The following is a 21,452-nucleotide window of genomic DNA, read 5'->3' on the forward strand; positions in this document are numbered from 1 at the left end:
GGGAACATATCAATGAACGAGTCGGCGCTCTCCCTGGCCGCGTTGCGGCGCACCATAGCCGCCCTGGACCGGGGCAGGCCAGCCGGAATCGGCGGACGATTCGCCACGGGTCATGCCGGGCTGGATCGCGCGCTGGGCGGCGGCCTCGCGCGCGGGCGGGTGCATGAACTTTGCTGCGCGGCGGGCGACGTTGGGGCGGGTGCGGCGATGGCGTTGCTGCTCGCCCGGCTGGCGGGAGAGGGCGCTGCCGCCGATGCGCCGATATTGTGGCTGCGCGGCGCGGGCGCGGCGCGGACATGCGGCCTGCCCTATGGTCCCGGCCTTGCCGCCATGGGGGTCGATCCCGCCCGGTTGCTGCTGGGCATGATGGACGATGAGGCGATGTTGTTGCAGGCGGCGCTCGACGCGCTGCGCTGTTCCGGTCTGGCCGCGCTGGTGGTGGAGGCGCACGGGGCGCAGCGTCGGCTCAATCTGACCGCCAGCCGCCGTCTGGCGCTGGCGGCGGAGGAGTCGGGCGTCACTGCCCTGCTGTTGCTGGTCGACGCGCCGGTGACGGCCAGCGCGGCGGAAAGCCGGTGGCGCGTCGCCGCCGCGCCTTCGCCGTCTCTGGCGGGGTCGGCGCCGGACTGGATACCGGGAGCCGCTGCGTTCGACATGGCCCTGCTGCGCCGCCGCGCCGGGCCGGACGGCATGGAATGGCGGCTGGTGTGGAACGGGGAAAGGGGCGTTTTCGAGGAAGAAAGCCATGAACGCGATGACCTTGGACATGGGCATGGGGAACATGGACGCGGGGGACATGGAGGAGACGGACATGGCGGCGAGCGAGCGCCGCTATCTGGCGCTCGCCTTCCCCTTCCTGCCGGTCGACCGGCTGCGGATCGCGCGGCCTGACCTGTGGAAAGCGGACGGCGACGGCCCGGCGGTGATCGCCGAGCCGGTGCGCGGGGCCATGCGCCTTTGCGCGCTGGACGCCGACGCGCTGGCGCTGGGGTTGACGCCGGGCATGACGCTGGCCGATGCGCGCGCCCGCGTGCCCGAACTGCGCCTGTTCGACGCCGATCCCCATGCCGACCAGGACTGGCTGGAGAGGCTGTGCGACGGTTGCGCCCGCTATACGCCGGTCGCCGCCATCGACCATCCCGACGGGCTGATGCTCGACATCACCGGCTGCGGCCATTTATGGGGTGGGGAGGAGGCGCTGGCCCGCGCCGCCGCCGACCGGCTGGAGCGGCACGGGATGCGGGTGCGCCACGCCATCGCCGCCACGGCGGAGGCCGCCCATGCGCTCGCCCGCTTCCCCGCCGCGCCCGCGCCCGATGAAGGGGCCGCCATTCGCCGCCTGCCGGTGGAGGCGCTGGGGCTGGAGCCGGAGAGCGCGGTCGCGCTGCGCCGGGCGGGGCTGCGCCATATCGGCGATCTTGCCGCCCGTCCCGCCGCCATGCTGGCCGCCCGTTTCGGGGAGGAGGCGGTGGATGCGCTCCATCGCCTGCTGGGGCTGGCCAGCCGCCCGCTCGCCCCGCGTCGCCCGCTGGCCGCCGTCATGGTCGAGCGCCGCTTCGCCGAACCGATGGCCAGCACTGCCCATGCGCTCAAGACCCTGAACGACATGGCGGCGGAGGCGGGCGAGCGGCTCGCTGAACGCGGGCAGGGCGGCCGCCGGTTCGAGGCGACCTTTTTCCGCACCGATGGCCATGCCTTTCCCCTGCGCGTCGAAACCAGCCTGCCGGTGCGCGACGCGCCCGCGATCATGCGGCTGGTGGAGGAGCGGATAGAGACGCTGTCCGATCCGCTCGACCCCGGATTCGGCTTTGACATGCTGCGTCTGGCGGTGCCGCGCGCCGAACCCATGGCCGCCACCCAACTGGCGCTGGAAGGGGGGGAGGCGCGCCGTGGCGCGGACGATGTCGCCGCGCTGGTCGACCGGCTGACGATCCGCGCCGGGCGCGCGCAGGTGCAGCGGCTGGCGCCGGGCGACAGCCATATTCCCGAACAGGCGCAACTTGCCCTGCCTGCGCTGGACGCCGCCGCGCCCGCGCCATGGCCGGTGCGCGGGGAGCAGGGCGATCCGCCGATGCGCCCCATCCACCTGTTCGATCCGCCCCAGGGCATAGAGGTGGTGGCGCAGGCGCCCGATGGCCCGCCCCACCGTTTCCGCTGGCGTCGCGCGCTGCACGACATCGTCCGTTATGAAGGGCCCGAACGGATCGCCCCCGAATGGTGGCGCGCGGCCGCTGGCGCGCTGAGCGGCGACAGCACCGGCCGCACCCGCGACTATTACCGGGTGGAGGATGCGCGCGGCCGCCGTTACTGGATTTTCCGCGACGGCCTTTACGGGCGGGAAGCGACCCATCCGCGCTGGTATCTCCACGGCCTGTTCGCATGAGCGGCCGCCGCCGCAAGGGGCCGGACCCGACCCGGCCAGGATCGGGCGACCCGCGCGAGCGCCGCCGCGACGATGCCATGCGGCTGGCTGCATCCGGCTCCGCAAATGGGGCGGCTCTGGCCGAACCGCCCTTTGCCGAACTGATCGCCGCCACCCGCTTTTCCTTTCTGCGCGGCGCATCCCATCCGGCGGAGATGGTCGGCCGCGCCGCCGAACTGGGGCTGGCGGGCATTGGCATCGCTGATCGCAACACGGTGGCGGGCGTGGTGCGCGCCCATGTCGCCCGGCGTGAAGCGATAAAGGCGGCGATGCAGGCGGGCCTGGACGTCGAGGCTATCCCCCGGCTGATCGTCGGCGCGCGGCTCGTCTTTGCCGACGGCACGCCCGACATCGTCGCCTATCCCGCCGGTCGCCGGGGCTGGGGCGAACTCACAAAGCTGCTGACGGTCGGCAATCTGCGCTCGGTGAAGGGCGACTGCATCCTTCATTATGACGACCTGACGGCCTATGCTGACGATCTTCTGCTGATCGTCCTGCCCGATGGCACGGCGACCGCCCAGACCGCGCATCGCAACCCGGTCGATTATGAAGCGGCCGACCGGCTCCCGCCCGAAGCGATCAGGCAGGGGCATTTGAGCCTCGTCCCGCCGCCGCGCCCCGCCGACCTCTCCTCGCTGCTGACGCGCCTGCTGCGGATCGCGCCGGGGCGGGTGTGGCTCGCTGCGCCGCTGCGCCGCGACGGCCGCGACGCCCGGCGGTTGGCGGAACTGGATGCGCTCTCCGTCAGCACCGGCGCGCCGCTGATCGCCACGGCCGACGCGCTTTATGCCGTGGCGGAGGACCGCCCGGTGCAGGACATCCTCACCTGCATTCGCACCGGGAAGACCATCGGCACCGCCGGTCGCGCGCTGGAGGCCCATGCCGAACGCCATATTCACGCCCCGGCGGAGATGGCGCGCCTCTATGCCGCCTGCCCGCGCGCGGTGGCGGAGACCGTGCGCTTCCTTGATCGCGTCGGCTTCTCGCTCGACCAGTTGCGCTATGAATATCCCGACGAACCCGTGCCCGAAGGGTGGACCGCCCAGCAATGGCTGGAGGAACTGACGGTCAGCGCCGCCCATGCCCGTTACGGCCCGCGCATCCCCCCGGCGGTGCAGGCCTTGCTGGACGAGGAATTCGCCCTGATCCGCGCCCGCGGCTATGCGCCCTATTTCCTGACCGTCTACGACATCGTCGCCTTTGCCCGGATGCAGGGGATTTTGTGTCAGGGGCGGGGTTCTGCCGCCAATTCGATGGTCTGTTTCCTGCTGGGCGTCACATCGGTCGATCCGCAGCGGCACGACCTGCTCTTTTCCCGTTTCGTGTCGGAGGAACGCGACGAGCCGCCCGACATCGACGTCGATTTCGAACATGAGCGGCGCGAGGAGGTGATGCAATATATCTATGAGCGTTACGGCCGCCACCGCGCGGGCATCGCCGCCACCGTCATCCATTTCCGCACGCGCGGGGCGGTGCGCGAAGTGGCGAAGGCGCTGGGGATGAGCGCCGACATCGCCGACCGCATGGTCGGCACCGTGTGGGGCAGCTATTCGGGCGAAGGGGCCGACCGGCGGATCGCGGAGGCCGGGTTCGACCTTGCCAATCCCGAAATCGCCCGGCTGCACACGCTGGTCGCCCGCCTGCTCGCCAGCCCCTTTCCCCGGCATCTGTCGCAGCATGTCGGCGGTTTCGTCCTCACCCGCGGGCGGCTCGACGAAACCGTGCCGCTGCATCATGGCGGCATGGACGGGCGCAGCTTCATCGAATGGGACAAGGATGACATCGACGCGCTGGGTTTGATGAAGGTCGACATATTGGCGCTGGGGATGCTCAGTTGCATCCGCAAGGCGTTCGACCTGATGCGCGCCCAAGGGCTGGGCGATCATCATCTGACCGTCGACATCGACGCTGACGACGCCGCCGTTTACGACATGCTGTGCCGGGGCGACAGCATCGGGGTGTTCCAGGTGGAAAGCCGCGCCCAGATCAACATGCTGCCGCGCCTGCGCCCGCGCAATCTCTATGACCTGACCATCCAGGTGGCGATCGTGCGGCCCGGCCCGATCGAAGGCGACATGGTCCACCCCTATCTCCGTCGCCGGTCGGGGGAGGAACCGGTCGTCTTTCCCGCGCCCGCGCCCGATCATGGCCCGCCCGATGAACTCAAGCGCCTGCTCGGCAAGACCTGTGGCGTTCCGCTGTTTCAGGAACAGGCGATGAAGCTCGCCATCACCGCCGCGCGCTTTACCGATGTGGAGGCGAACCAGTTGCGCCGCGCCATGGCGACCTTCCGCAACCTCGGCACGATCCATCATTTCCGCGACAAGCTGGTCGATGGCATGATGACGCGCGGTTATGAACGCGACTTTGCCGAGCGTTGCTTCCGCCAGATCGAGGGGTTTGGCAGCTATGGCTTCCCCGAAAGCCACGCTTTGTCCTTTGCCCGGCTGGTCTATATTTCCGCCTGGATCAAATGCCATCAGCCCGCGATCTTCGCCTGTGCGTTGCTCAATGCCCAGCCCATGGGCTTTTACGCCCCGGCGCAGATCGTGCGCGACGCGCGCGAACATGGCGTCACCGTCCATGGCCCCGACGTCAACGCCAGCCATTGGGACAATAGTCTGGAGCCGCTGGCCCGCGCCCGCCATGCCGCGCGCGGCGAAGGCGAAGGGCGCGCGCTGGCGCTGCGCATCGGCCTGCGCCAGATTGACGGCTTTCGGGAGGATTGGGCGCGGCAACTGGTCGCCGCCCGCGCCGCCGCGCCCTTTGCCGACATGGAGGATATGGCCCGTCGCGCGCACCTGCCCGCGCGCGCGCTGCGCCTGCTGGCCGATGCCGACGCCTGCCGCTCGCTGGGGCGGGACAGGCGCGCCGCCCTGTGGGAAGCGCGGCGCACGCCGACCGGGGAACTGCCCCTGTTCGCCGCCGCCCGCGCCCGCGAACTGGGGGAGGAGGCGGACGCGATGCTGCCCGCCATGCCGCTGAGCGAAGAGGTCGCCACCGATTATCAGGTCACGCGCCTGTCCCTGAAAGGCCATCCGATGCAGTTCCTGCGCCCGCTCTTCACGGCGGAGGGCGTATTGAGCTGCGCGCAGACGGTCGCCGCGAAAAATGGCGCGCGGGTCCGCACCGCCGGGGTGGTGCTGGTGCGTCAGCGGCCGGGCAAGGGCAACGCCATCTTCATCACGCTGGAGGATGAAAGCGGCATCGCCAATGTCCTGCTGTGGGCGCGCCTGTTCGAAAACCAGCGCCGCCCGGTCATGGCCAGCCGCCTGATGCTGGTGGAGGGGGAGGTTCAGCGGAGCAAGGAAGGGGTCGTCCACCTGATGGCCAGCCGAATTGTCGACCGCAGCGCCGATCTGGCCCGGTTGCACGAAGCGCATGCGGGTGTCGATTCGGGTCAGGTTGCGCCCGAATCACCCCCGAACATGGGTGCGCGGCACCCTCGCAACGTGCGAATCCTGCCCCGCTCGCGTGATTTTCACTGATTCGAATCGCCATTTTCCCTTACGGAAAGCGTGAATCGCCTTTCAACTTGCAGTTTTTGCAATCGCCCTGCGATTTTTCGCAGTTGCAGCAATGGCGGATTTCCAACACATAGAGCGTGCCTTTCAGGCATCCTCTCCTAAAACTTTCACGGCCGGTCTCTGACCGGCCTTTTTTTTATCGTCGCGACTCGCTAAGGCTGATCGCGCAAACGCAGCGCCATATAAAATCATGGGAGAGATGCCGCCGGGAAGACCGGCAAGGCGATGCGAATGCAACGGGGGATCGAGCCTGTCGGGTGACGCTGGCTCTCCCCCTTTCGCTTCTTTTTTAAAGACATGGGAAAGGCGACAGGAGCAGCCCTTTGGCCTAAGCGATAGCCATGCCCACCATCGCCCTGCTTTTCCTGTCGAACATCTTCATGACCATCGCCTGGTACTGGCACCTTAAGGGCGGCGCGACCAAGCCGTTGCTGGTGGTCATCCTCATCAGTTGGGGCATCGCCTTCATCGAATATTGCCTGGCGGTGCCGGCCAACCGCATCGGCTATGCCCATGGCTGGAGCGGCGGCCAGCTCAAGGTCGCGCAGGAAGCCATCGCCATCCTCGTCTTCGGTCTGTTCATGGTGCTGGTGTTGAAAGAGCCGCTCACCTGGCGTCATCTGGGCGCCTTTGCCTGCCTGATGGGGGCGGTCGCCTTCATCTTCGCGGGGAAATGAGCGTCCGCCTTTGCCGGGCATAGCGCCGCCGCAGCCATATGCTGATCGCCAGCAAGGGCGCCGACGCGCAGGCCGCCACCATGCCCAGGAACAGCGGCGACCATCCCCACAGGCTGTGTACGCCCCATGCGCCGGGCGCCAGCATCAGCAGCAGGCCGATGGTCAACAGCCACAGCCCCCAGCGGCGCGGCCGCACCGCCACCATCCGCAATTCATGCCGCAACGCCTTGCGCGCCGCCTTGCTTTCGGGGTCATGCTCGTCCACGCCCCCCTTCTCGATGCTCCGCGCGTCGCTGTCCAGTGTTCCGCCCGTGCTTTAGGTCAAACCATTGTCCAGCGGTCGAAACAGGCGGCCTGCCCGTGCAGCGTCCCGTTGTCGTCGATCAGGTTCCACACGATCGCCTGTTCGATGCGAAAGCGTCGCGCGCGAGCGGAAATCCGCACGCCGCGATAATCGTCGATGAAACCATGGTCGCGCACCCGGTCGAGCAGCGCCTGCCGTTCCTCGCGCAGCGGCGCCTCCGCCGACAGGCGCGAGGGCATGGCGGTGAAGGTCGCGACGTCGCATTCGAAGCGGGCGAGCGCGACGCGGTTGCCGAAGAAGAAGATCGGGTCCGCCTCCACGCCATGGGCGACGATGGCGCAGGGGGCGTTCCACAGCGCCGCCACCGGATCGCGCCCCGCATCGACCAGCGGCCGTCCCAGCAACCGGGCGAAGCTGTCGGCGATCAGCGCGATCCGCCCGGCGGTGTTGCGATAGAGGGCGGGCGCATCGTCCATCCGCCGTTCATGGCCGGGCCACACCCATGGCGCAAGCCGCAGGCGGCTAGAGCATTTTCACTATGAGCGAAAATGCTCCTGTTTTTGATTGCCGCATTTTCCGAGCCGATGACCGGATACGGTCATCTTGAAAATGCTCTAAGTATTCATCCCTGTGGACCCCTGCCCGATCCTGCGCCATGCTCGCCGCAAAAGGGGATTTTGGGGAGATGATCATGGAAGGATTGGCCAACGCACCGGCATGGACCGCCCTGTTGCTGGGGCTGGCGGCGCTGTCCGTCGGGGTGGGGGCGCTGCGGCAACCCGACACATGGCAGGTGATGGTGCGTGAGATCGTCGCGTCGCCGACCCTGCAATTCCTGTCGGGGATGCTGGAAATGATGGTCGGCGCGGCGGTCTATTTCCTCAACCCCTGGCTCCCCGACGACATATTGGCCTGCGTGATGAAGGCGCTGGGCGGCCTGATGATGATAGAGGCGCTGGTCATCCTGGGCTTTTGCGACATTTATTCGCAATTCTGGGTCAAATGCCTGACCCACATGCATCGCGGCTGGTCCATCTTCACGACCCTGGTTGGCGCGGTGCTGGTCGTGGCGGGGATGATGAGTTTTCATTGAGCGGTGAAGGGAGCGTCCGCGCTCCGTCATCCCGGCCGAAGAGCCGGGATCCCGCTGCCGATCAGAATGGCCATAATTTGAGGATTGCCTCGATCAAGCGAGCCACAGCAGGGTTGTTGCCATAAGCAATGACGGCATAATTTGTGAGCGCCTCGGCATTGTCCTTGATGAAATCCAGAACAGGCCGATAAATCTGCGTAACGCCCGTTAAATCTGAGATGATCGTCGCACCAACGGCGCCTTCGATGCCTACGCGCACAGACTTGCCGCTCTTGTTCAGTTCATTGAGCGCGCGCTTCCCGCCCGACAGCAGCGCCGCGAACCAGTTGCGCCGCACCCGGCTTGCCTGATCGGCCGCCTGATCGGCATAGGGGTCGCCGGGCGGCAGGGTTTCGGCTTCGGTTTCCGCCTTCAGATCGTCGAGCGCGCGGGCGGTCGCCACATCGGGCGCGCGCAGGGCGGCTTCCACCAGCGGTTTTGCCGCCGCCCTTTCGACATCGGCCCTCGCCCGTTCCTGCGCGGCGACCCTGCGCTCGTCCAGCGTCCGCAAGCCGTCATCGCCAAAGGCGAAGAGGTTATAAAGGTCGATCAGCCCGCCCAGCATCTCGCCCACCATCGGGTCCAGCCTGGCGTCGTCGGGCTCCCGGCTGTCGGCCACCAGCCGGTGGGCGCGATGGATGCGGCGCAGCGCATTGCCGTCGCGCCAGACAAGATAGGCTTCGGCCTGTTCGAACGCTTCGGGCAAGGACGCAAGGAAGCGGTCGAGCGCACGGCGCAGGCGTCCGCCAAGCCTTTGCCCCTCCTCCGCCAGTTCCTGCGCCGCTTCGCGAATGTCGGCATAGTTGCGCCGCTGGTCCGGCGCATCGCGCAGATGCTGCTGATCGCTGGCGGGCAGCCGGTCGACCTGGCCCGCATCGTTCAGGTCATAGGCGGTCGCGCCATCCTCCTGCTCGGGCAAAGGCAATTCAGCCGCCGCCCGCGCCTCGTCGATCCATCCTTGCAGCGTGGTGTTCACATGGTGCGCGCCCTTGCCCCAGAAATCCTCATCCGTGGCGTCCGCGAGGCGGGCGAGGATGGCTTTGTCTTCCTTGCGGTTGATGTCGCCGGGAATGTCGAAAGCGGCATCCAGGCCATCAACCCGGCGCAGGTACCAGTCTGTCCAGACTTGGAAGCTGGGATCGTGGTCAAGCAGAGCACCGCTTCTTCTATCCAGCGCTCTGGCCCATACGTCGGGCGCCGGGCTGAGCCAAAGCGGGAGACCGTTCATCGCATGCGCTGCTCCGTTCATGTCCGTCCGCTTCGTCAGCCGATCACAATCGGCGTCCACGGCTTTCCAGAATTTGGCGTCGGCTTTGACGGACGTAGCGTTGGCGGCTGCGATTGCAGCTCGGGCGGTGGCGTTGGCAGTGGCGGTGATGGCAGCGGCATTGGCGGCTGCGGCGATGGTGGCGCGAGCGTCGGCGTTGGCTGCTGCAGCGTTGGCGGCTGCGGTCGCGTTGGCTGCGGCTTTGGCGGCGGCGGAGACGATATCATAGGTGGGAAAATTGCGCGCCGCCCATGATATTGCGGTAGCTCGGAAGAGAGCGAGCGCGAAGCGATCCGTTAGCCCATCGCGGCCGGGTATCACACCCAGCCCGAACGGCAGGGCCCGCAACGCCGCGCGCGCAGCAATGACCTGCGCCCATTCGCGCGGCTTGTCCTTAAGCCACGCTTCCAGTTCTTCGCGCGATCCAATCCCCGCCATCCCCCCACTATCGCCCACCCGTCGCCCTCGCACAAGCGCGCCTCCTCATCGCCCCCACGCAAAAGCATTTGCCCCCGCCCGCCGACTTCCCTATCTTCCCCCCATTCCCCGGGGAGCCATGTGGCTGAGAGGCGGGCGTTACGCCCCGCGACCCGCTGAACCTGAACCGACTAATATCGGCGGAGGGAGGGTTTTGGTCGCGGCAGGCGCCGCACAGGACCGACGCCATGCCCTGCGCCGCGATGGAGAGCATGATGGCCGATATTCCCGCCCGTACCGAGATGCCCGACGCCGGAGGCGTTATCGGCCGGGAGGCCGCAATGAACGTCACCACTGGTCCGATCCGGGGCAGCCGCAAGATTCATGTCGGTCCCCTGAACGTCGCCATGCGCGAAATCGCGCTGGAGCCGGGCAGCGGCGAAGCGCCGGTGCGAGTCTATGACACGTCCGGTCCCTACACCGACCCGAACGCGCAGATCGACATCATGGCGGGCCTGCCGAAACTGCGCCGCGACTGGATCGTGGCGCGCGGCGATGTCGAGGATTATGACGCGCGGGAAATAAAGCCCGAAGACAATGGCATGAAGGGCCCCGACCGCAGCGGCGGCGTTGCCCGCTTCCCCGCCGCCGCCCGCCGCCCGCTGCGCGCGAAGGCAGGCGCGAACGTCAGCCAGATGCACTATGCCCGCCGCGGTATCATCACGCCCGAAATGGAATATGTGGCGGAGCGCGAGAATCTGGGCCGCGCGCGCCTTGCCGAATATGTCCGCGACGGGCAGGACTGGGGCGCGGAAATCCCCGATTATGTGACGCCGGAATTCGTGCGCGATGAAGTCGCGCGCGGCCGCGCCATCATCCCGTCCAACATCAACCACCCCGAAAGCGAGCCGATGGCGATCGGCCGCAATTTCCTGGTCAAGATCAACGCCAATATCGGCAATTCGGCTGTCGCCTCCGACGTGGCGAGCGAGGTCGACAAGCTGGTCTGGTCGATCCGCTGGGGCGCGGACACGGTGATGGACCTGTCCACCGGCCGCAATATCCACGACACGCGCGAATGGATCATCCGCAATTCGCCCGTCCCCATCGGCACCGTGCCCATTTATCAGGCGCTGGAAAAGGTCGGCGGCATCGCCGAGGAACTGACCTGGGAAATTTTCCGCGACACGCTGATCGAGCAGGCCGAGCAGGGCGTCGACTATTTCACCATCCATGCGGGCGTGCGCCTGCCCTATATTCCGCTGACGGCGAAGCGCGTCACCGGCATCGTGTCGCGCGGCGGCTCCATCATGGCGAAATGGTGCCTGGCCCATCACAAGGAATCGTTCCTCTACGAGCGGTTCGACGAAATCACCGAGATCATGAAGGCCTATGACATCGCCTATTCGCTGGGCGACGGCCTGCGCCCCGGCTCCATCGCCGACGCCAATGACGAGGCGCAGTTCGCCGAACTCTACACGCTGGGCGAACTGACCAAGCGCGCCTGGGAACAGGATGTGCAGGTGATGATCGAAGGGCCGGGCCATGTGCCCATGCACAAGATCAAGCAGAATATGGACAAGCAGTTGGAGGCGTGCGGGGAAGCGCCCTTCTATACATTGGGGCCGCTCACGACCGATATTGCGCCGGGTTACGACCATATCACCAGCGGCATCGGCGCGGCGATGATCGGCTGGTATGGCACGGCGATGCTTTGCTATGTCACGCCCAAGGAGCATCTGGGCCTGCCCGACCGCGATGACGTGAAGGTGGGCGTAGTGACCTACAAGCTGGCCGCCCACGCCGCCGACCTGGCGAAGGGCCATCCGGCGGCGAAGGTGCGCGACGACGCCCTGTCCCGCGCCCGCTTCGAATTCCGCTGGCGCGACCAGTTCAACCTGTCGCTGGACCCCGACACGGCCGAGCAATATCACGACCAGACTTTGCCTGCGGAGGGCGCGAAGACCGCCCATTTCTGCTCCATGTGCGGCCCCAAATTCTGCTCGATGAAGATCACGCAGGAGGTGAGGGACTTTGCGGCGAAACAGAATCAGGAAAGCACCGGCTTCATCGCCGCCGAAGAGGCCGAGAAGGGCATGGCCGAGATGAGCAAGCTCTACAATGAGAGCGGGCGGGAACTGTATATGGGTGCGGGTGATAGGGAGCGGGATTGATATTTTGGGGTGGGAGGATGCTTATGCCTTCCACCTTTGCCACAGGTCCAGGAATGAGTCGAACAGCCCTTCTATCGCGATTAAGTGTGCCAACATGGCGCTGAATGGATTGAATGACGAAGCTGTTTTGTCTATATTGAAGCGGCCGGGAGTGCGTCACTTAGCACGTTGAGGCTATGGCCTCACCCGGCGTCAATCCAAAATCTGGCCTTGCCAACCGCGCTTTGGAAAACGGGCTATCCCGTAACCATCAATCCTCCCTTGAGGGGAGGATCGGAATGATGTCCGCAATTTATCAAACCATGTGCGATCATTATGGGCTTGCGCACGCCAAGTAGCACCTGCTACCATGTCAACAAGTTGTATGCCAACACTTAAATGGGATGGTGCGAAGAATAAGCCTTCAATAAAATTTTTGTATTGCGATGTATATTGACCAGATTCGCGAATAAGTCTTTCATGCCTATGACGCATGCTATCATCGTCGCCTTTTCCTCGGTGATCTGCTACAATCATGCCGAATGTATCTCTGCCGCTCGCGCGCGTTATGTCCTGAAGAAGATATTGAAATCTTTCAGTTACAGGTTTATATGTCTTGAAATATAAATCGTCTTGCGAATTTACGTTTCCGAGTCCATACGCGGTAGGGGATTCACTCACACACGCAATTATCTTGCATGATTTTGTTTCCGTTATGATTGAGAAAATGTCATTTCGGAAATTATTTCGTCGGTCTTGTTCCCAATCTTTCATGGGATTTTCGGGATCATGATTGTTTGGTGCAAAGAATCGCCATTTTACTTCGCCACGGTACTGCAAACGCAGCTTCAAACCACTCAACTTATCGTTCATTCCCTGCCAGCGGTCCTCTGGAATAACCAAGCCTGCAATAACGAAATATGATTGATCGTTGTTCGTTGGTTTTGGAGGCGTTCCGCTTTCATCGATGAAAAGGAGATGCATTTGTTCAATTTACACTGTCAGTGCATGAAGTCCAATAATGATACCGGCACTGCGCCACTTCCAGCGCCTGTGCATCGCCCGTGCCGCTGACCCTGTAGACCAGCCGATGTTCCTGATTGATCCGCCGCGACCACCAGCCTGACAAATTGCCGCCGAGCGGTTCGGGCTTGCCGGTGCCGCGAAACGGATCGCGCATGCACTCTTTCAGCAGGGCATTGACCCGCGCGATCATCTTCGCGTCCGTGTCCTGCCAATGAAGATAGTCTTCCCACGCCGTGGACCAGAAGACGATCTTCACGGTTCGATCAGCTCATGCTCCTCGCCGCCGCCGGCTTCCAGTCCGCGAACGGCTTCCAAAAGGCGCTCCGCATTGCGGGGGGAGGCCATCAGGTGGATGGTTTCCTGCATCCCTTCCCATTCGCTCTGGGCAATCATCACCACGCCCTCGCCCTTGGGGCGCACGATCTGGATCGGCGCCTTGTCTGCGACAACGCGGTCGAGGACGGCCTTCAGATTGGCGCGGGTTTCGGAAACGCTGACAGTTTGCATGGCTTATTCGTACATAAATTTGTACAAATTGACAAGGGCGATCACCCCTTCCTTCGCGCCGTCAGCAGATAGTTGATCGCCTTGTTGTCACTGAGCGTGAAGCCGGTGCGCGGGTCGAAGCTGAGGCCGCTGCTGTCGGTCACCTCCATCCCCGCCGCGTCGAGCAGCGCGGTCAGTTCTTCGGGCGTGATGAACTTGCCCCAGTCATGCGTCCCCCTGGGGATGCCGCCGACGCTTTCGCCGATGGTGATCATGGCGATGCGCGACATGGGCGTGCGGTTGGGGGTGGAGAGGATCATCAGGCCATCGGGCGCCAGCTTGTCCGCCAGCGCGCGCACGAAAGCGGCGGGGTCGGCGACATGCTCGATCACCTCCATCGACGTCACCAGGTCAAATCCGTCCTCGGCCAGTTCCTCGACCGGAGTCGCGCGATAATCGATGGCGATCCCCTGCGTCGCGGCATGGGCCTGCGCCGCCGCGATATTTTCGGGCGCCGCGTCCAGCCCCGTCACCGCCGCGCCCAGCCGCGCCAGCGGTTCGGCGAGCAACCCCGCGCCGCACCCCACGTCAAGCACGCGCTTGCCGCGCAAGGGCCGGAATCCATGCTCGCTCCCCGGCCAGCGCGCGTCGATCGCCGCGCGGATGTAGGACAGCCGCGCCGGATTGAGCTTGTGCAGCATCGCGCTGCTGCCCCTGGGATCCCACCACTCCGCCGCCATCGCGCCAAAATGCGCGGCTTCCTTCGGGTCGATGGTGGCGGGGGCTGAGGGGGTCATGGTCGCTTTCTTTCCTGGCAATCGTGGTCTTTAGCAGGATGGCCAACGCAAACCAATGCGCCACGCCGCCCGCGCCCGCGCGGATTGCTTGCCATATCCGCCGCTGCTGCTAATAGGAGCGCCGTTTTTGTCCACTGGCGACATAATCTTTCACGGCAACGGCAGGGTTCGGCACGGAAATGGCGCGCATCGTAATGAAATTCGGCGGCACCTCCATGGCGGGGATGGAGCGGATTCGCAACGTGGCCGCGCGCGTCAAATATGTGGTGGATCAGGGGCATGAGGTCGCCGTCGTCGTTTCCGCCATGGCGGGCGAGACAGACCGGCTGGTCGGCTTCTGCAAGGAAGCCTCGCCGCTTTACGATCCGGCCGAATATGATGTCGTCGTCGCCGCTGGCGAGCAGGTGACGAGCGGCCTGCTGGCGATGACGCTCAAGGCCATGGGCGTCGACGCGCGCAGCTGGCTGGGCTGGCAATTGCCTATCCGCACGGTGGAGGCTCATGCCAAGGCGCGGATCGAAAGTATCGACACCGGCGCGTTGGTCGCCGCGATGCAGGCGGGGCAGGTCGCCGTCATCCCCGGTTTTCAGGGCATGATGGCCGATCAGCGCGTTTCCACCCTGGGCCGGGGCGGCTCGGATACATCGGCGGTCGCGGTGGCGGCGGCGGTGAAGGCGGACCGCTGCGACATCTATACCGACGTCGACGGCGTCTACACCACTGACCCGCGCATCGTGGCGCGCGCGCGCAAGCTCGACCTCGTCACCTATGAGGAAATGCTGGAACTGGCCTCGGTCGGCGCCAAGGTGCTCCAGACCCGTTCGGTCGGCCTCGCCATGAAGGAAAGCGTGGTCGTTCAGGTATTGTCCTCCTTCGATGATCCCACCCAGGATGACCTGCCCGGCACGCTGATCGTCAGCGACGCGGAACTGGAAGCCAAGCTCAAGGACAGCAAGATGGAACGTCAGCTCATCACCGGTATCGCCCATGACAAGAATGAGGCGAAGATCATCGTCACCCGCGTGCCCGACAGGCCGGGCGCCGTCGCCAGCATCTTCACGCCGCTGGCCGACGCCGCGATCAACGTCGACATGATCATCCAGAATGACAGTAAGGAGAAGGAAGAGACCGACGTCACCTTCACCGTGCCGCGCGCGGACCTCGCCCGCAGCGTCGACATTCTCGAAGCGCGCAAGGACGCCATCGGTTTCCGCCGCATCATCACCGACGCCGAAGTCGCCAAGATCAGCGTTGTCGGCGTGGGCATGCGCAGCCATGCGGGCGTCGCCGCCACCATGTTCAAGACGCTCGCCGACCGCGGCATCAATATCGAAGCGATCTCGACTAGCGAGATCAAGGTTTCGGTGCTGATCGACGAGGACGAAACCGAACTGGCCGTGCGCGTGCTGCACACGGCCTATGGCCTCGACGCGCCGGCGGCTTGATCGCTATTTGGCTGATGCTAGGCTGCAAATGCCACTTTTCTGCGCTTCCGGTGCTCACGTGCTTTAAGCACGCTGCGCGCCGATTCTCAAAAAGCGACATTTTCGCCTCGGCCTGAGCCAAATATCGACCAAGCCGGCTTCCCTCTTTACTTCAATCGTCATCCCCGCGAAGGCGGGGATCCATCTCCGGGCGTCCCGTTCGGAGATGCTTTTTTGATTCTCGAAGGCTTACGACAGATGACTACCGCCAAACTCGCTTCCCTGATGGCCCGCGGCGCCGAATTTCTGGGCTGCGACACCGCCATTCTCTGCGGGGCGATGAGCTGGGTGAGCGAGCGCCATCTGGTGTCGGCCATGTCCAATGCGGGCGGTTTCGGCGTCATCGCCTGCGGCGCGATGACGCCCGCGCTGCTGGACGCGGAAATCGCGGCGACGAAGGCGCTGACCGACAGGCCGTTCGGCGTCAACCTCATCACCATGCACCCGCAGTTGTTCGAACTGATCGAGATATGCGCGAAGCATGATGTCGGTCATGTCGTGCTGGCCGGCGGCCTGCCGCCCAAGGGCAGCATAGAGGCGATCAAGGCGCCGAGAGAGGGCAAGGCGGGCGCAAAGCTGATCTGCTTCGCCCCGGCGCTGGCGCTGGCGAAGAAGCTGGCGCGGTCGGGAGTCGACGCGCTGGTTATCGAGGGGATGGAGGCGGGCGGCCATATCGGCCCGGTGGCGACCAGCGTGCTGGCGCAGGAAATCCTGCCCGAAATGGCGCAGCTTCTGCCGGTGTTCGTGGCGGGCGGCATCGGCCGGGGCGAGGCGATCGCCGCCTATCTGGAAATGGGCGCGGCGGGGGTTCAACTGGGCACGCGCTTTGCTTGCGCGAGCGAGAGCATCGCCCACCCGGCGTTCAAGAAGGCGTTTTTCCGCGCCTCCGCCCGCGATGCGGTGGCGAGTGTGCAGATCGACCCGCGTCTGCCGGTCATCCCCGTGCGCGCGCTCAGGAACGCGGGCACCGAAGCCTTTACCGCCAAGCAGCGCGAAGTCGCCAACCTGCTGGACGGCGGCGTGGTCGACATGGGCGAAGCGCAGTTGCAGATCGAACATTACTGGGCCGGCGCGCTGCGCAAGGCGGTGATCGACGGCGATGTCGAAGGCGGATCGCTGATGGCGGGCCAGTCGGTCGGCATGGTGACGAAGGAAGAGCCGGTTGCGGCCATCATCGCGGAACTGATGGAGCAGGCGGCCGCCGCGCTGGAGCGTCGGGCTGTCTGATCCGGTTTGCGTTGCAGCAAACAGCTATTCCCTTGTCGCGCCGGTCAGGGCATTAACGATGTCTGCCTGACCGGAGACCATTGATGCGTGCCTTTCGTCGCCTGTTTCTGTTGCCGCCGCTCGCCTGCGCGCTCGCGCTGGCCGGTTGTGCAGTGAAGGAGAAAGCGCCGCCCACGCCGCCGCCGCCGGTCGTGCCGACCATCATGCCGACCCCGCCCAACAGCGCGGCGCCCGACATGGACCTGCCCGACCAGGCGGCCGACGGCAGCTACATCACCCCCAATCGCGGGATGCGCGGCGAACAGGCATTGTGGCACGTGCGCATGGCGCTGAATGTCGCCGCCCTCTCCTGCCAGCAGTGGGGCGACCGGGTGCGGGTGCAGTATAACCAGATGCTGCGGATCCACGCGGCCCCTCTTGCCCACGCCAACAATGCTATCGAGGCGATCTATTTCGGCCGCAATCAGGCCAATTTCGTCGCGGCGCGCGAACAGCTCAACACCACTGTCTATAATTTCTTCGCCCTGCCGCCGGTGCAGAAGGCCTTTTGCCAGAAGTCGCTGGATGTCATCACGATCGTCAACGGGATGACGTCCGACGCCCTGCTCGGCTATGCGCCGACCGCGCTGGCGGAACTGGAAAAGCCGTTTCAGGAATTTTACGCCGCCTATGCCGATTATCTGCGGCGGCTGGCGGAATGGCGCAAGCGTTTCGGCGCGCAGGTGATGGTGCTCGGCCCGGATGATGAGGAACCGCCAGCGCCACCGGCCGCGCCCGCAGGTAGCCCGCCGCCGCCCTTGCCCTTCTCGCTGCCGTCTACGTCCACCGGTCAGCCCTGAAGCATCGGATCAGAGCGGCAACATGCTGGTCTGCTTGACCTCCTCCAGCACCGCATAGGTGCGGGTTTCGCGCACGCCGGGCATCGCCGCCAATATCTCGCCCAGAAAGGCGCGATAGGCGGCCATGTCCGACACCCGCACCTTCAGCAGATAGTCGAACCCGCCCGCGACCATGTGGCATTCCAGCACGTCGGGCACATCGCGCACATGCGCGGCAAAGGCGGCGAAAACATCGTCGGTCGTGCGGTCGAGCAGCACTTCGATGAAGATCATCAGCGCCCGGTCGACGGCGGCGGGCTCCAATATGGCGGTGAACTGGCGGATGAGGCCGCTGGCGCGCAGCCTTTTGACGCGCTCGAAACAGGCGGCGGGGGACAGGCCTGCGCGCTGCGCCAGCGCCTGATTGGTGATTCGGCCGTCTTCCTGCAATATCCGCAATATTCGGCGATTGGCGTCATCCAGGGTAATTTCTTCGTCCGATGACGCCATTTTTGCCTCCCATATCCATTTTCACGGACAAGATACGAAGCACCTTCGGATGAAAAAGACATAATATCAAACAAAGCCCTTTGGAGAGCGCGCATGATCCCCACATTTTCCCCCTGGGACAGTCTGGACGACGGCAAATATCGGGAGGAAGGGGAGGCGGTCGCCGACTTGCTCGCCGCGCCCTCCTTGTCCCTTGCCCAACGCGCCGATGCGGTGCGCGACGGCGTCGCTCTGGTGGAGGCGGCGCGCAGGGCGGCCCGCAAACAGGGGGTGGTGGAAAGTTTCCTCGCTGAATTTTCGCTGGGCACAAAGGAAGGGCTGGCGCTCATGTGTCTGGCCGAAGCGCTGCTGCGCACGCCTGATGCGGAGACGCGCGACCGGCTGATCGCGGAGAAGATCGGTTCGGCCGACTGGGCGAGCCATCTGGGCCAGTCCGACAGCCTGTTCGTCAACGCCTCCACCTGGGGGTTGATGCTGACCGGCAAGCTGATCGATGTCGACGATGAGCCGCGCCGCGACCTCAAGGGCTGGCTGACCCGGCTGACGCAGCGCGTGGGCGAACCTGTGATCCGGCAGGCGGTGGCCGCGGCGGTTCGGATCATGGGCGAACAGTTCGTGCTCGGCCGCACCATCAATGCGGCGCTGGCCCGCGCGAAGAAGGAAGCTATGCTTTGTTCCTTCGACATGCTGGGCGAAGGCGCGCGCACGGCGGCGGACGCGGAACGCTATGAACAGATTTACGCCGCCGCGATCCAGGCGGTGGGTCGTGCGGCCGATGGCGCGGGGCCGGAAAACGGCCATGGCGTGTCGGTGAAGCTGTCGGCCCTTTGCCCTCGTTATGAGGCTGTGCAGGAAAAGCGGGTCTGGACGGAGCTATATCCGCGCATGTTGCGGCTGGCGGGGCTGGCCGCGCGCTACGACCTCAACTTCGCCATTGACGCGGAGGAGGCGGACCGTCTCGTCATCTCCCTCAAACTCTTCGAACGGCTCGCCCGCGCGCCCGAACTGGCCGGATGGCAGGGGCTGGGCATCGTCGTGCAGGCCTATCAGAAGCGGGGGCGCGACGTCATCGCCCGCCTGTCCGCGCTGGCGCAGGCGACCGGGCGGCGCATCATGGTGCGGCTGGTCAAGGGCGCCTATTGGGACAGCGAGATCAAGAAGGCGCAAGTCGCCGGGCGGCCCGATTATCCCGTCTTCACGACCAAGGCGGCGACCGACCTGTCCTACCTCGTCTGCGCCCGCGCGCTGATCGACGCCGCGCCGCATCTCTATCCGCAATTTGCGACGCACAACGCCCACACGCTGGCGGCCGTGCGGACGATGGCGGCCGACGCGGGCGTCGCCGTCGAGCATCAGCGACTGCACGGCATGGGCGAGGGGCTCTATGATGCGGCGGAGAAGCATTATGGCCCCTTGCGCCTGCGCGCCTATGCGCCGGTGGGCGGGCATGAGGATCTGCTGCCCTATCTGGTCCGTCGCCTGCTGGAAAATGGCGCGAACACCAGCTTCGTCCACGCCCTGCTGGATGAGGCCGTGCCCGCCGACCGTATCGTCGCCGACCCCATCGAGACGGTGACGATGCACCCCGGCCGCCACCCGCGCATTCCCGCGCCCGGCGACATCTACGGGGCCAGCCGCCGCAATCCGCCCGGCCGCGATTACAGCATCGCCGCAGCGCGCGCCGTGGCCGACCGCGAGCGATTGTTGATGGCGAAGGAGCATCTGCTTTCCGGCCCGATCATTGGCGGAACGCTGCTTCAGGCGGGCGATGGCGAGGCCGTGACCAGCCCCACCGACGGCCGCCGCATCGGCACCGTCTGGCCGGCCGCCGCAGACATGGCGGACCGCGCCATCGCCGCCGCCCGCGCCGCCCAGCCCAAGTGGGACAGGGCGGGCGGCCCGGCCCGCGCCGCGACGCTGCGCGCCATGGCCGACGCGCTGGAGGCGGAGACGGACTCGCTGGTCGCGCTCCTCTCGCTGGAGGCCGGCAAGACGCTGAACGACGGCGTCGCCGAAGTGCGTGAGGCGGTCGATTTCTGCCGCTATTATGCCGACCTTGCCGAACGGCAATTTGCGGGGCTGGCGCCGCTGCCCGGCCCCGTGGGCGAGACCAACAGCATGGAGCTGCGCGGACGCGGCGTGTTCCTGTGCATTTCGCCGTGGAACTTCCCGCTCGCCATCTTCACAGGCCAGATCGCCGCCGCGCTGGCGGCAGGCAACGCCGTCATCGCCAAGCCCGCTGAGCAGACGCCGCTCGTTGCTGGCGCGGCGGTGCGGCTGTTCCATCGCGCCGGCCTCTCCCCCGATCTGCTGGCGCTGCTGCCGGGGGAAGGCGGCGTGATCGGCCCGGTGCTGACGGCGCACCCCGGCGTCGACGGCGTCGCCTTCACCGGCGGCACCGACACCGCCGCCAGCATCAACCGCGCGCTCGCCGCGCGGCCGGGGCCGATCATCCCCTTCATCGCCGAAACCGGCGGGCTGAACGGCATGTTTGTCGACACGACCGCGCTCAGGGAACAGGTGGTCGACGATGTCATCCTGTCTGCCTTCGGATCGGCGGGGCAGCGTTGTTCGGCGCTGCGCCTGCTGTTCGTGCCGGAGGAATCGGCGGATCACCTGATCGAGACGCTGAAGGGCGCACTCGATGCTCTGGTGATCGGTGACCCAGCCGATCCGGCGAGCGATGTCGGTCCGGTGATCGATGAGGAGGCGCGCGCCGCCCTGATCGCCCATCGCGATCGCCTGTCGCGCGAAGCGGCGATCCTGCATGAAAAGGCGATGGAGAATGCGCCCGCAGGGGGCAGCTTCTTCGCGCCGCTAATCGCCGAAATACCGACGCCCGATTTTCTGGAGCGCGAGGTGTTCGGGCCGATCCTGCACATCCATCGCTATCGCCGGGCCGACCTGCCCGCCGTGGCGCGGGCGCTGGCGGCGCGCGGCTATGGCCTGACGCTGGGCATCCACAGCCGGGTAGAGGGCTTTGCGCGCGAGGTGCGCGATCTCGTCCCCGCCGGCAATTGCTACGTCAACCGCTCGATCATCGGCGCGGTCGTCGGCGTCCAGCCCTTCGGCGGGGAGGGGCTGTCGGGCACCGGACCCAAGGCGGGCGGCCCCCATGCGCTGATGCGCTATGCCGTCGAACGCGCCCTGTCGGTCAACATCGCCGCACAGGGGGGCGACCCGGCGCTGCTCAATCTGTAGATTC

Annotated in this window: 18 protein-coding genes and 1 riboswitch; of the genes, 10 read left to right on the top strand and 8 right to left on the bottom strand. The window is 65.8% G+C overall.

Annotated elements, in window-relative coordinates:
• Nucleotides 1-12: 12 nt before the first annotated feature.
• The 4 genes from GGR44_RS09865 to GGR44_RS09880 all read left to right on the top strand — a co-directional run bounded on the left by GGR44_RS09865 (nt 13) and on the right by GGR44_RS09880 (nt 6,626).
• A complete protein-coding gene (locus tag GGR44_RS09865; protein ID WP_183955418.1) occupies nt 13-891 on the top strand; it encodes an ImuA family protein in 879 nt (292 codons plus the stop codon).
• Nucleotides 797-2,383, top strand: a complete 1,587-nt coding sequence (locus tag GGR44_RS09870; protein ID WP_183955609.1) for a Y-family DNA polymerase — start codon at nt 797-799, stop codon at nt 2,381-2,383. The genes GGR44_RS09865 and GGR44_RS09870 overlap by 95 nt, the downstream gene beginning before the upstream one ends.
• On the top strand, nt 2,380-5,910 hold the full coding sequence (locus GGR44_RS09875) for an error-prone DNA polymerase (RefSeq protein WP_183955419.1): 3,531 nt from the start codon (nt 2,380-2,382) through the stop codon (nt 5,908-5,910). Before GGR44_RS09870 ends, GGR44_RS09875 begins: the two co-directional genes overlap by 4 nt.
• 380 nt (nt 5,911-6,290) lie before the next feature.
• Nucleotides 6,291-6,626 (top strand): DMT family protein, encoded by a 336-nt coding sequence (locus tag GGR44_RS09880; RefSeq protein WP_183955420.1) that lies wholly within the window; start codon nt 6,291-6,293, stop codon nt 6,624-6,626.
• On the opposite strand, the gene GGR44_RS09885 is transcribed toward GGR44_RS09880, so the two are convergent.
• Nucleotides 6,607-6,891, bottom strand: a complete 285-nt coding sequence (locus GGR44_RS09885; RefSeq protein WP_343052321.1) for a hypothetical protein — start codon at nt 6,889-6,891, stop codon at nt 6,607-6,609. The two genes, GGR44_RS09880 and GGR44_RS09885, sit on opposite strands and share 20 nt — an antisense overlap.
• A gap of 56 nt (nt 6,892-6,947) precedes the next feature.
• On the bottom strand, nt 6,948-7,406 hold the full coding sequence (locus GGR44_RS09890; RefSeq protein WP_183955421.1) for an MEKHLA domain-containing protein: 459 nt from the start codon (nt 7,404-7,406) through the stop codon (nt 6,948-6,950).
• Nucleotides 7,407-7,621: 215 nt separating this feature from the next.
• Between GGR44_RS09890 and GGR44_RS09895 the strand changes: the two genes are divergently transcribed.
• A complete protein-coding gene (locus tag GGR44_RS09895; RefSeq protein WP_246344526.1) occupies nt 7,622-8,023 on the top strand; it encodes a hypothetical protein in 402 nt (133 codons plus the stop codon).
• 61 nt (nt 8,024-8,084) lie between these two features.
• Here GGR44_RS09895 and GGR44_RS09900 read toward each other — a convergent pair whose 3' ends face one another.
• Nucleotides 8,085-9,767: a hypothetical protein gene (locus GGR44_RS09900; protein ID WP_183955423.1), complete on the bottom strand. Its 1,683-nt coding sequence runs from the start codon at nt 9,765-9,767 to the stop codon at nt 8,085-8,087.
• Between the two features lie 99 nt (nt 9,768-9,866).
• Nucleotides 9,867-9,972: riboswitch (TPP riboswitch) on the top strand.
• Between the two features lie 49 nt (nt 9,973-10,021).
• On the opposite strand from GGR44_RS09900, the gene thiC reads away from it, so the two are divergent.
• Nucleotides 10,022-11,920: a phosphomethylpyrimidine synthase ThiC gene (gene thiC / locus GGR44_RS09905; RefSeq protein WP_425511314.1), complete on the top strand. Its 1,899-nt coding sequence runs from the start codon at nt 10,022-10,024 to the stop codon at nt 11,918-11,920.
• Nucleotides 11,921-12,112: 192 nt separating this feature from the next.
• On the opposite strand, the gene GGR44_RS09910 is transcribed toward thiC, so the two are convergent.
• Genes GGR44_RS09910 through ubiG form a run of 4 tightly spaced genes read right to left on the bottom strand, consistent with a single transcriptional unit; the run spans nt 12,113 to nt 14,208 of the window.
• On the bottom strand, nt 12,113-12,883 hold the full coding sequence (locus GGR44_RS09910; RefSeq protein WP_183955424.1) for a DUF3800 domain-containing protein: 771 nt from the start codon (nt 12,881-12,883) through the stop codon (nt 12,113-12,115).
• Nucleotides 12,884-12,887: 4 nt separating this feature from the next.
• A complete protein-coding gene (locus GGR44_RS09915) occupies nt 12,888-13,181 on the bottom strand; it encodes a Txe/YoeB family addiction module toxin (RefSeq protein WP_183955425.1) in 294 nt (97 codons plus the stop codon).
• Nucleotides 13,178-13,432: a type II toxin-antitoxin system Phd/YefM family antitoxin gene (locus GGR44_RS09920; RefSeq protein WP_183955426.1), complete on the bottom strand. Its 255-nt coding sequence runs from the start codon at nt 13,430-13,432 to the stop codon at nt 13,178-13,180. Before GGR44_RS09920 ends, GGR44_RS09915 begins: the two co-directional genes overlap by 4 nt.
• 41 nt (nt 13,433-13,473) lie before the next feature.
• A complete protein-coding gene (gene ubiG / locus GGR44_RS09925; RefSeq protein WP_183955427.1) occupies nt 13,474-14,208 on the bottom strand; it encodes a bifunctional 2-polyprenyl-6-hydroxyphenol methylase/3-demethylubiquinol 3-O-methyltransferase UbiG in 735 nt (244 codons plus the stop codon).
• A gap of 179 nt (nt 14,209-14,387) precedes the next feature.
• Between ubiG and GGR44_RS09930 the strand changes: the two genes are divergently transcribed.
• The 3 genes from GGR44_RS09930 (at nt 14,388) to GGR44_RS09940 (ending at nt 17,758) form a co-directional block, all read left to right on the top strand.
• Entirely contained in the window at nt 14,388-15,653 is a 1,266-nt protein-coding gene (locus GGR44_RS09930) for an aspartate kinase (protein WP_183955428.1), read from the top strand.
• A 237-nt stretch (nt 15,654-15,890) separates the two neighbouring features.
• Nucleotides 15,891-16,919, top strand: coding sequence for an NAD(P)H-dependent flavin oxidoreductase (locus tag GGR44_RS09935; RefSeq protein ID WP_183955429.1), 1,029 nt, complete (start codon nt 15,891-15,893; stop codon nt 16,917-16,919).
• Between the two features lie 83 nt (nt 16,920-17,002).
• The gene (locus tag GGR44_RS09940; RefSeq protein WP_183955430.1) at nt 17,003-17,758 is read left to right on the top strand and encodes a hypothetical protein; all 756 of its coding nucleotides are present in this window, start codon (nt 17,003-17,005) and stop codon (nt 17,756-17,758) included.
• A gap of 9 nt (nt 17,759-17,767) precedes the next feature.
• On the opposite strand, the gene GGR44_RS09945 is transcribed toward GGR44_RS09940, so the two are convergent.
• Nucleotides 17,768-18,247, bottom strand: a complete 480-nt coding sequence (locus GGR44_RS09945; protein ID WP_183955431.1) for an Lrp/AsnC ligand binding domain-containing protein — start codon at nt 18,245-18,247, stop codon at nt 17,768-17,770.
• A 93-nt stretch (nt 18,248-18,340) separates the two neighbouring features.
• Between GGR44_RS09945 and putA the strand changes: the two genes are divergently transcribed.
• Complete coding sequence (gene putA, locus GGR44_RS09950; RefSeq protein ID WP_183955432.1) at nt 18,341-21,448, top strand: bifunctional proline dehydrogenase/L-glutamate gamma-semialdehyde dehydrogenase PutA; 3,108 nt, start codon at nt 18,341-18,343, stop codon at nt 21,446-21,448.
• The last annotated feature ends 4 nt before the right edge of the window (nt 21,449-21,452 follow it).

It is taken from the genome of Sphingobium fontiphilum, from assembly GCF_014196635.1.
GTDB lineage: Bacteria > Pseudomonadota > Alphaproteobacteria > Sphingomonadales > Sphingomonadaceae > Sphingobium > Sphingobium fontiphilum.

What these genes read in the sequence shown, in the direction of transcription:
- thiC (WP_425511314.1), top strand. Translation starts at nt 10,022, where the DNA reads ATGGCCGATATTCCCGCCCGTACCGAGATGCCCGACGCCGGAGGCGTT.
- GGR44_RS09870 (WP_183955609.1), top strand. Translation starts at nt 797, where the DNA reads ATGGAGGAGACGGACATGGCGGCGAGCGAGCGCCGCTATCTGGCGCTC.
- GGR44_RS09940 (WP_183955430.1), top strand. Translation starts at nt 17,003, where the DNA reads ATGCGTGCCTTTCGTCGCCTGTTTCTGTTGCCGCCGCTCGCCTGCGCG.
- GGR44_RS09920 (WP_183955426.1), bottom strand. Translation starts at nt 13,432, where the DNA reads ATGCAAACTGTCAGCGTTTCCGAAACCCGCGCCAATCTGAAGGCCGTC.
- GGR44_RS09945 (WP_183955431.1), bottom strand. Translation starts at nt 18,247, where the DNA reads ATGGCGTCATCGGACGAAGAAATTACCCTGGATGACGCCAATCGCCGA.
- GGR44_RS09910 (WP_183955424.1), bottom strand. Translation starts at nt 12,883, where the DNA reads ATGCATCTCCTTTTCATCGATGAAAGCGGAACGCCTCCAAAACCAACG.
- GGR44_RS09890 (WP_183955421.1), bottom strand. Translation starts at nt 7,406, where the DNA reads ATGGACGATGCGCCCGCCCTCTATCGCAACACCGCCGGGCGGATCGCG.
- ubiG (WP_183955427.1), bottom strand. Translation starts at nt 14,208, where the DNA reads ATGACCCCCTCAGCCCCCGCCACCATCGACCCGAAGGAAGCCGCGCAT.
- GGR44_RS09875 (WP_183955419.1), top strand. Translation starts at nt 2,380, where the DNA reads ATGAGCGGCCGCCGCCGCAAGGGGCCGGACCCGACCCGGCCAGGATCG.
- putA (WP_183955432.1), top strand. Translation starts at nt 18,341, where the DNA reads ATGATCCCCACATTTTCCCCCTGGGACAGTCTGGACGACGGCAAATAT.
- GGR44_RS09895 (WP_246344526.1), top strand. Translation starts at nt 7,622, where the DNA reads ATGGAAGGATTGGCCAACGCACCGGCATGGACCGCCCTGTTGCTGGGG.
- GGR44_RS09930 (WP_183955428.1), top strand. Translation starts at nt 14,388, where the DNA reads ATGGCGCGCATCGTAATGAAATTCGGCGGCACCTCCATGGCGGGGATG.
- GGR44_RS09935 (WP_183955429.1), top strand. Translation starts at nt 15,891, where the DNA reads ATGACTACCGCCAAACTCGCTTCCCTGATGGCCCGCGGCGCCGAATTT.
- GGR44_RS09900 (WP_183955423.1), bottom strand. Translation starts at nt 9,767, where the DNA reads ATGGCGGGGATTGGATCGCGCGAAGAACTGGAAGCGTGGCTTAAGGAC.
- GGR44_RS09865 (WP_183955418.1), top strand. Translation starts at nt 13, where the DNA reads ATGAACGAGTCGGCGCTCTCCCTGGCCGCGTTGCGGCGCACCATAGCC.
- GGR44_RS09880 (WP_183955420.1), top strand. Translation starts at nt 6,291, where the DNA reads ATGCCCACCATCGCCCTGCTTTTCCTGTCGAACATCTTCATGACCATC.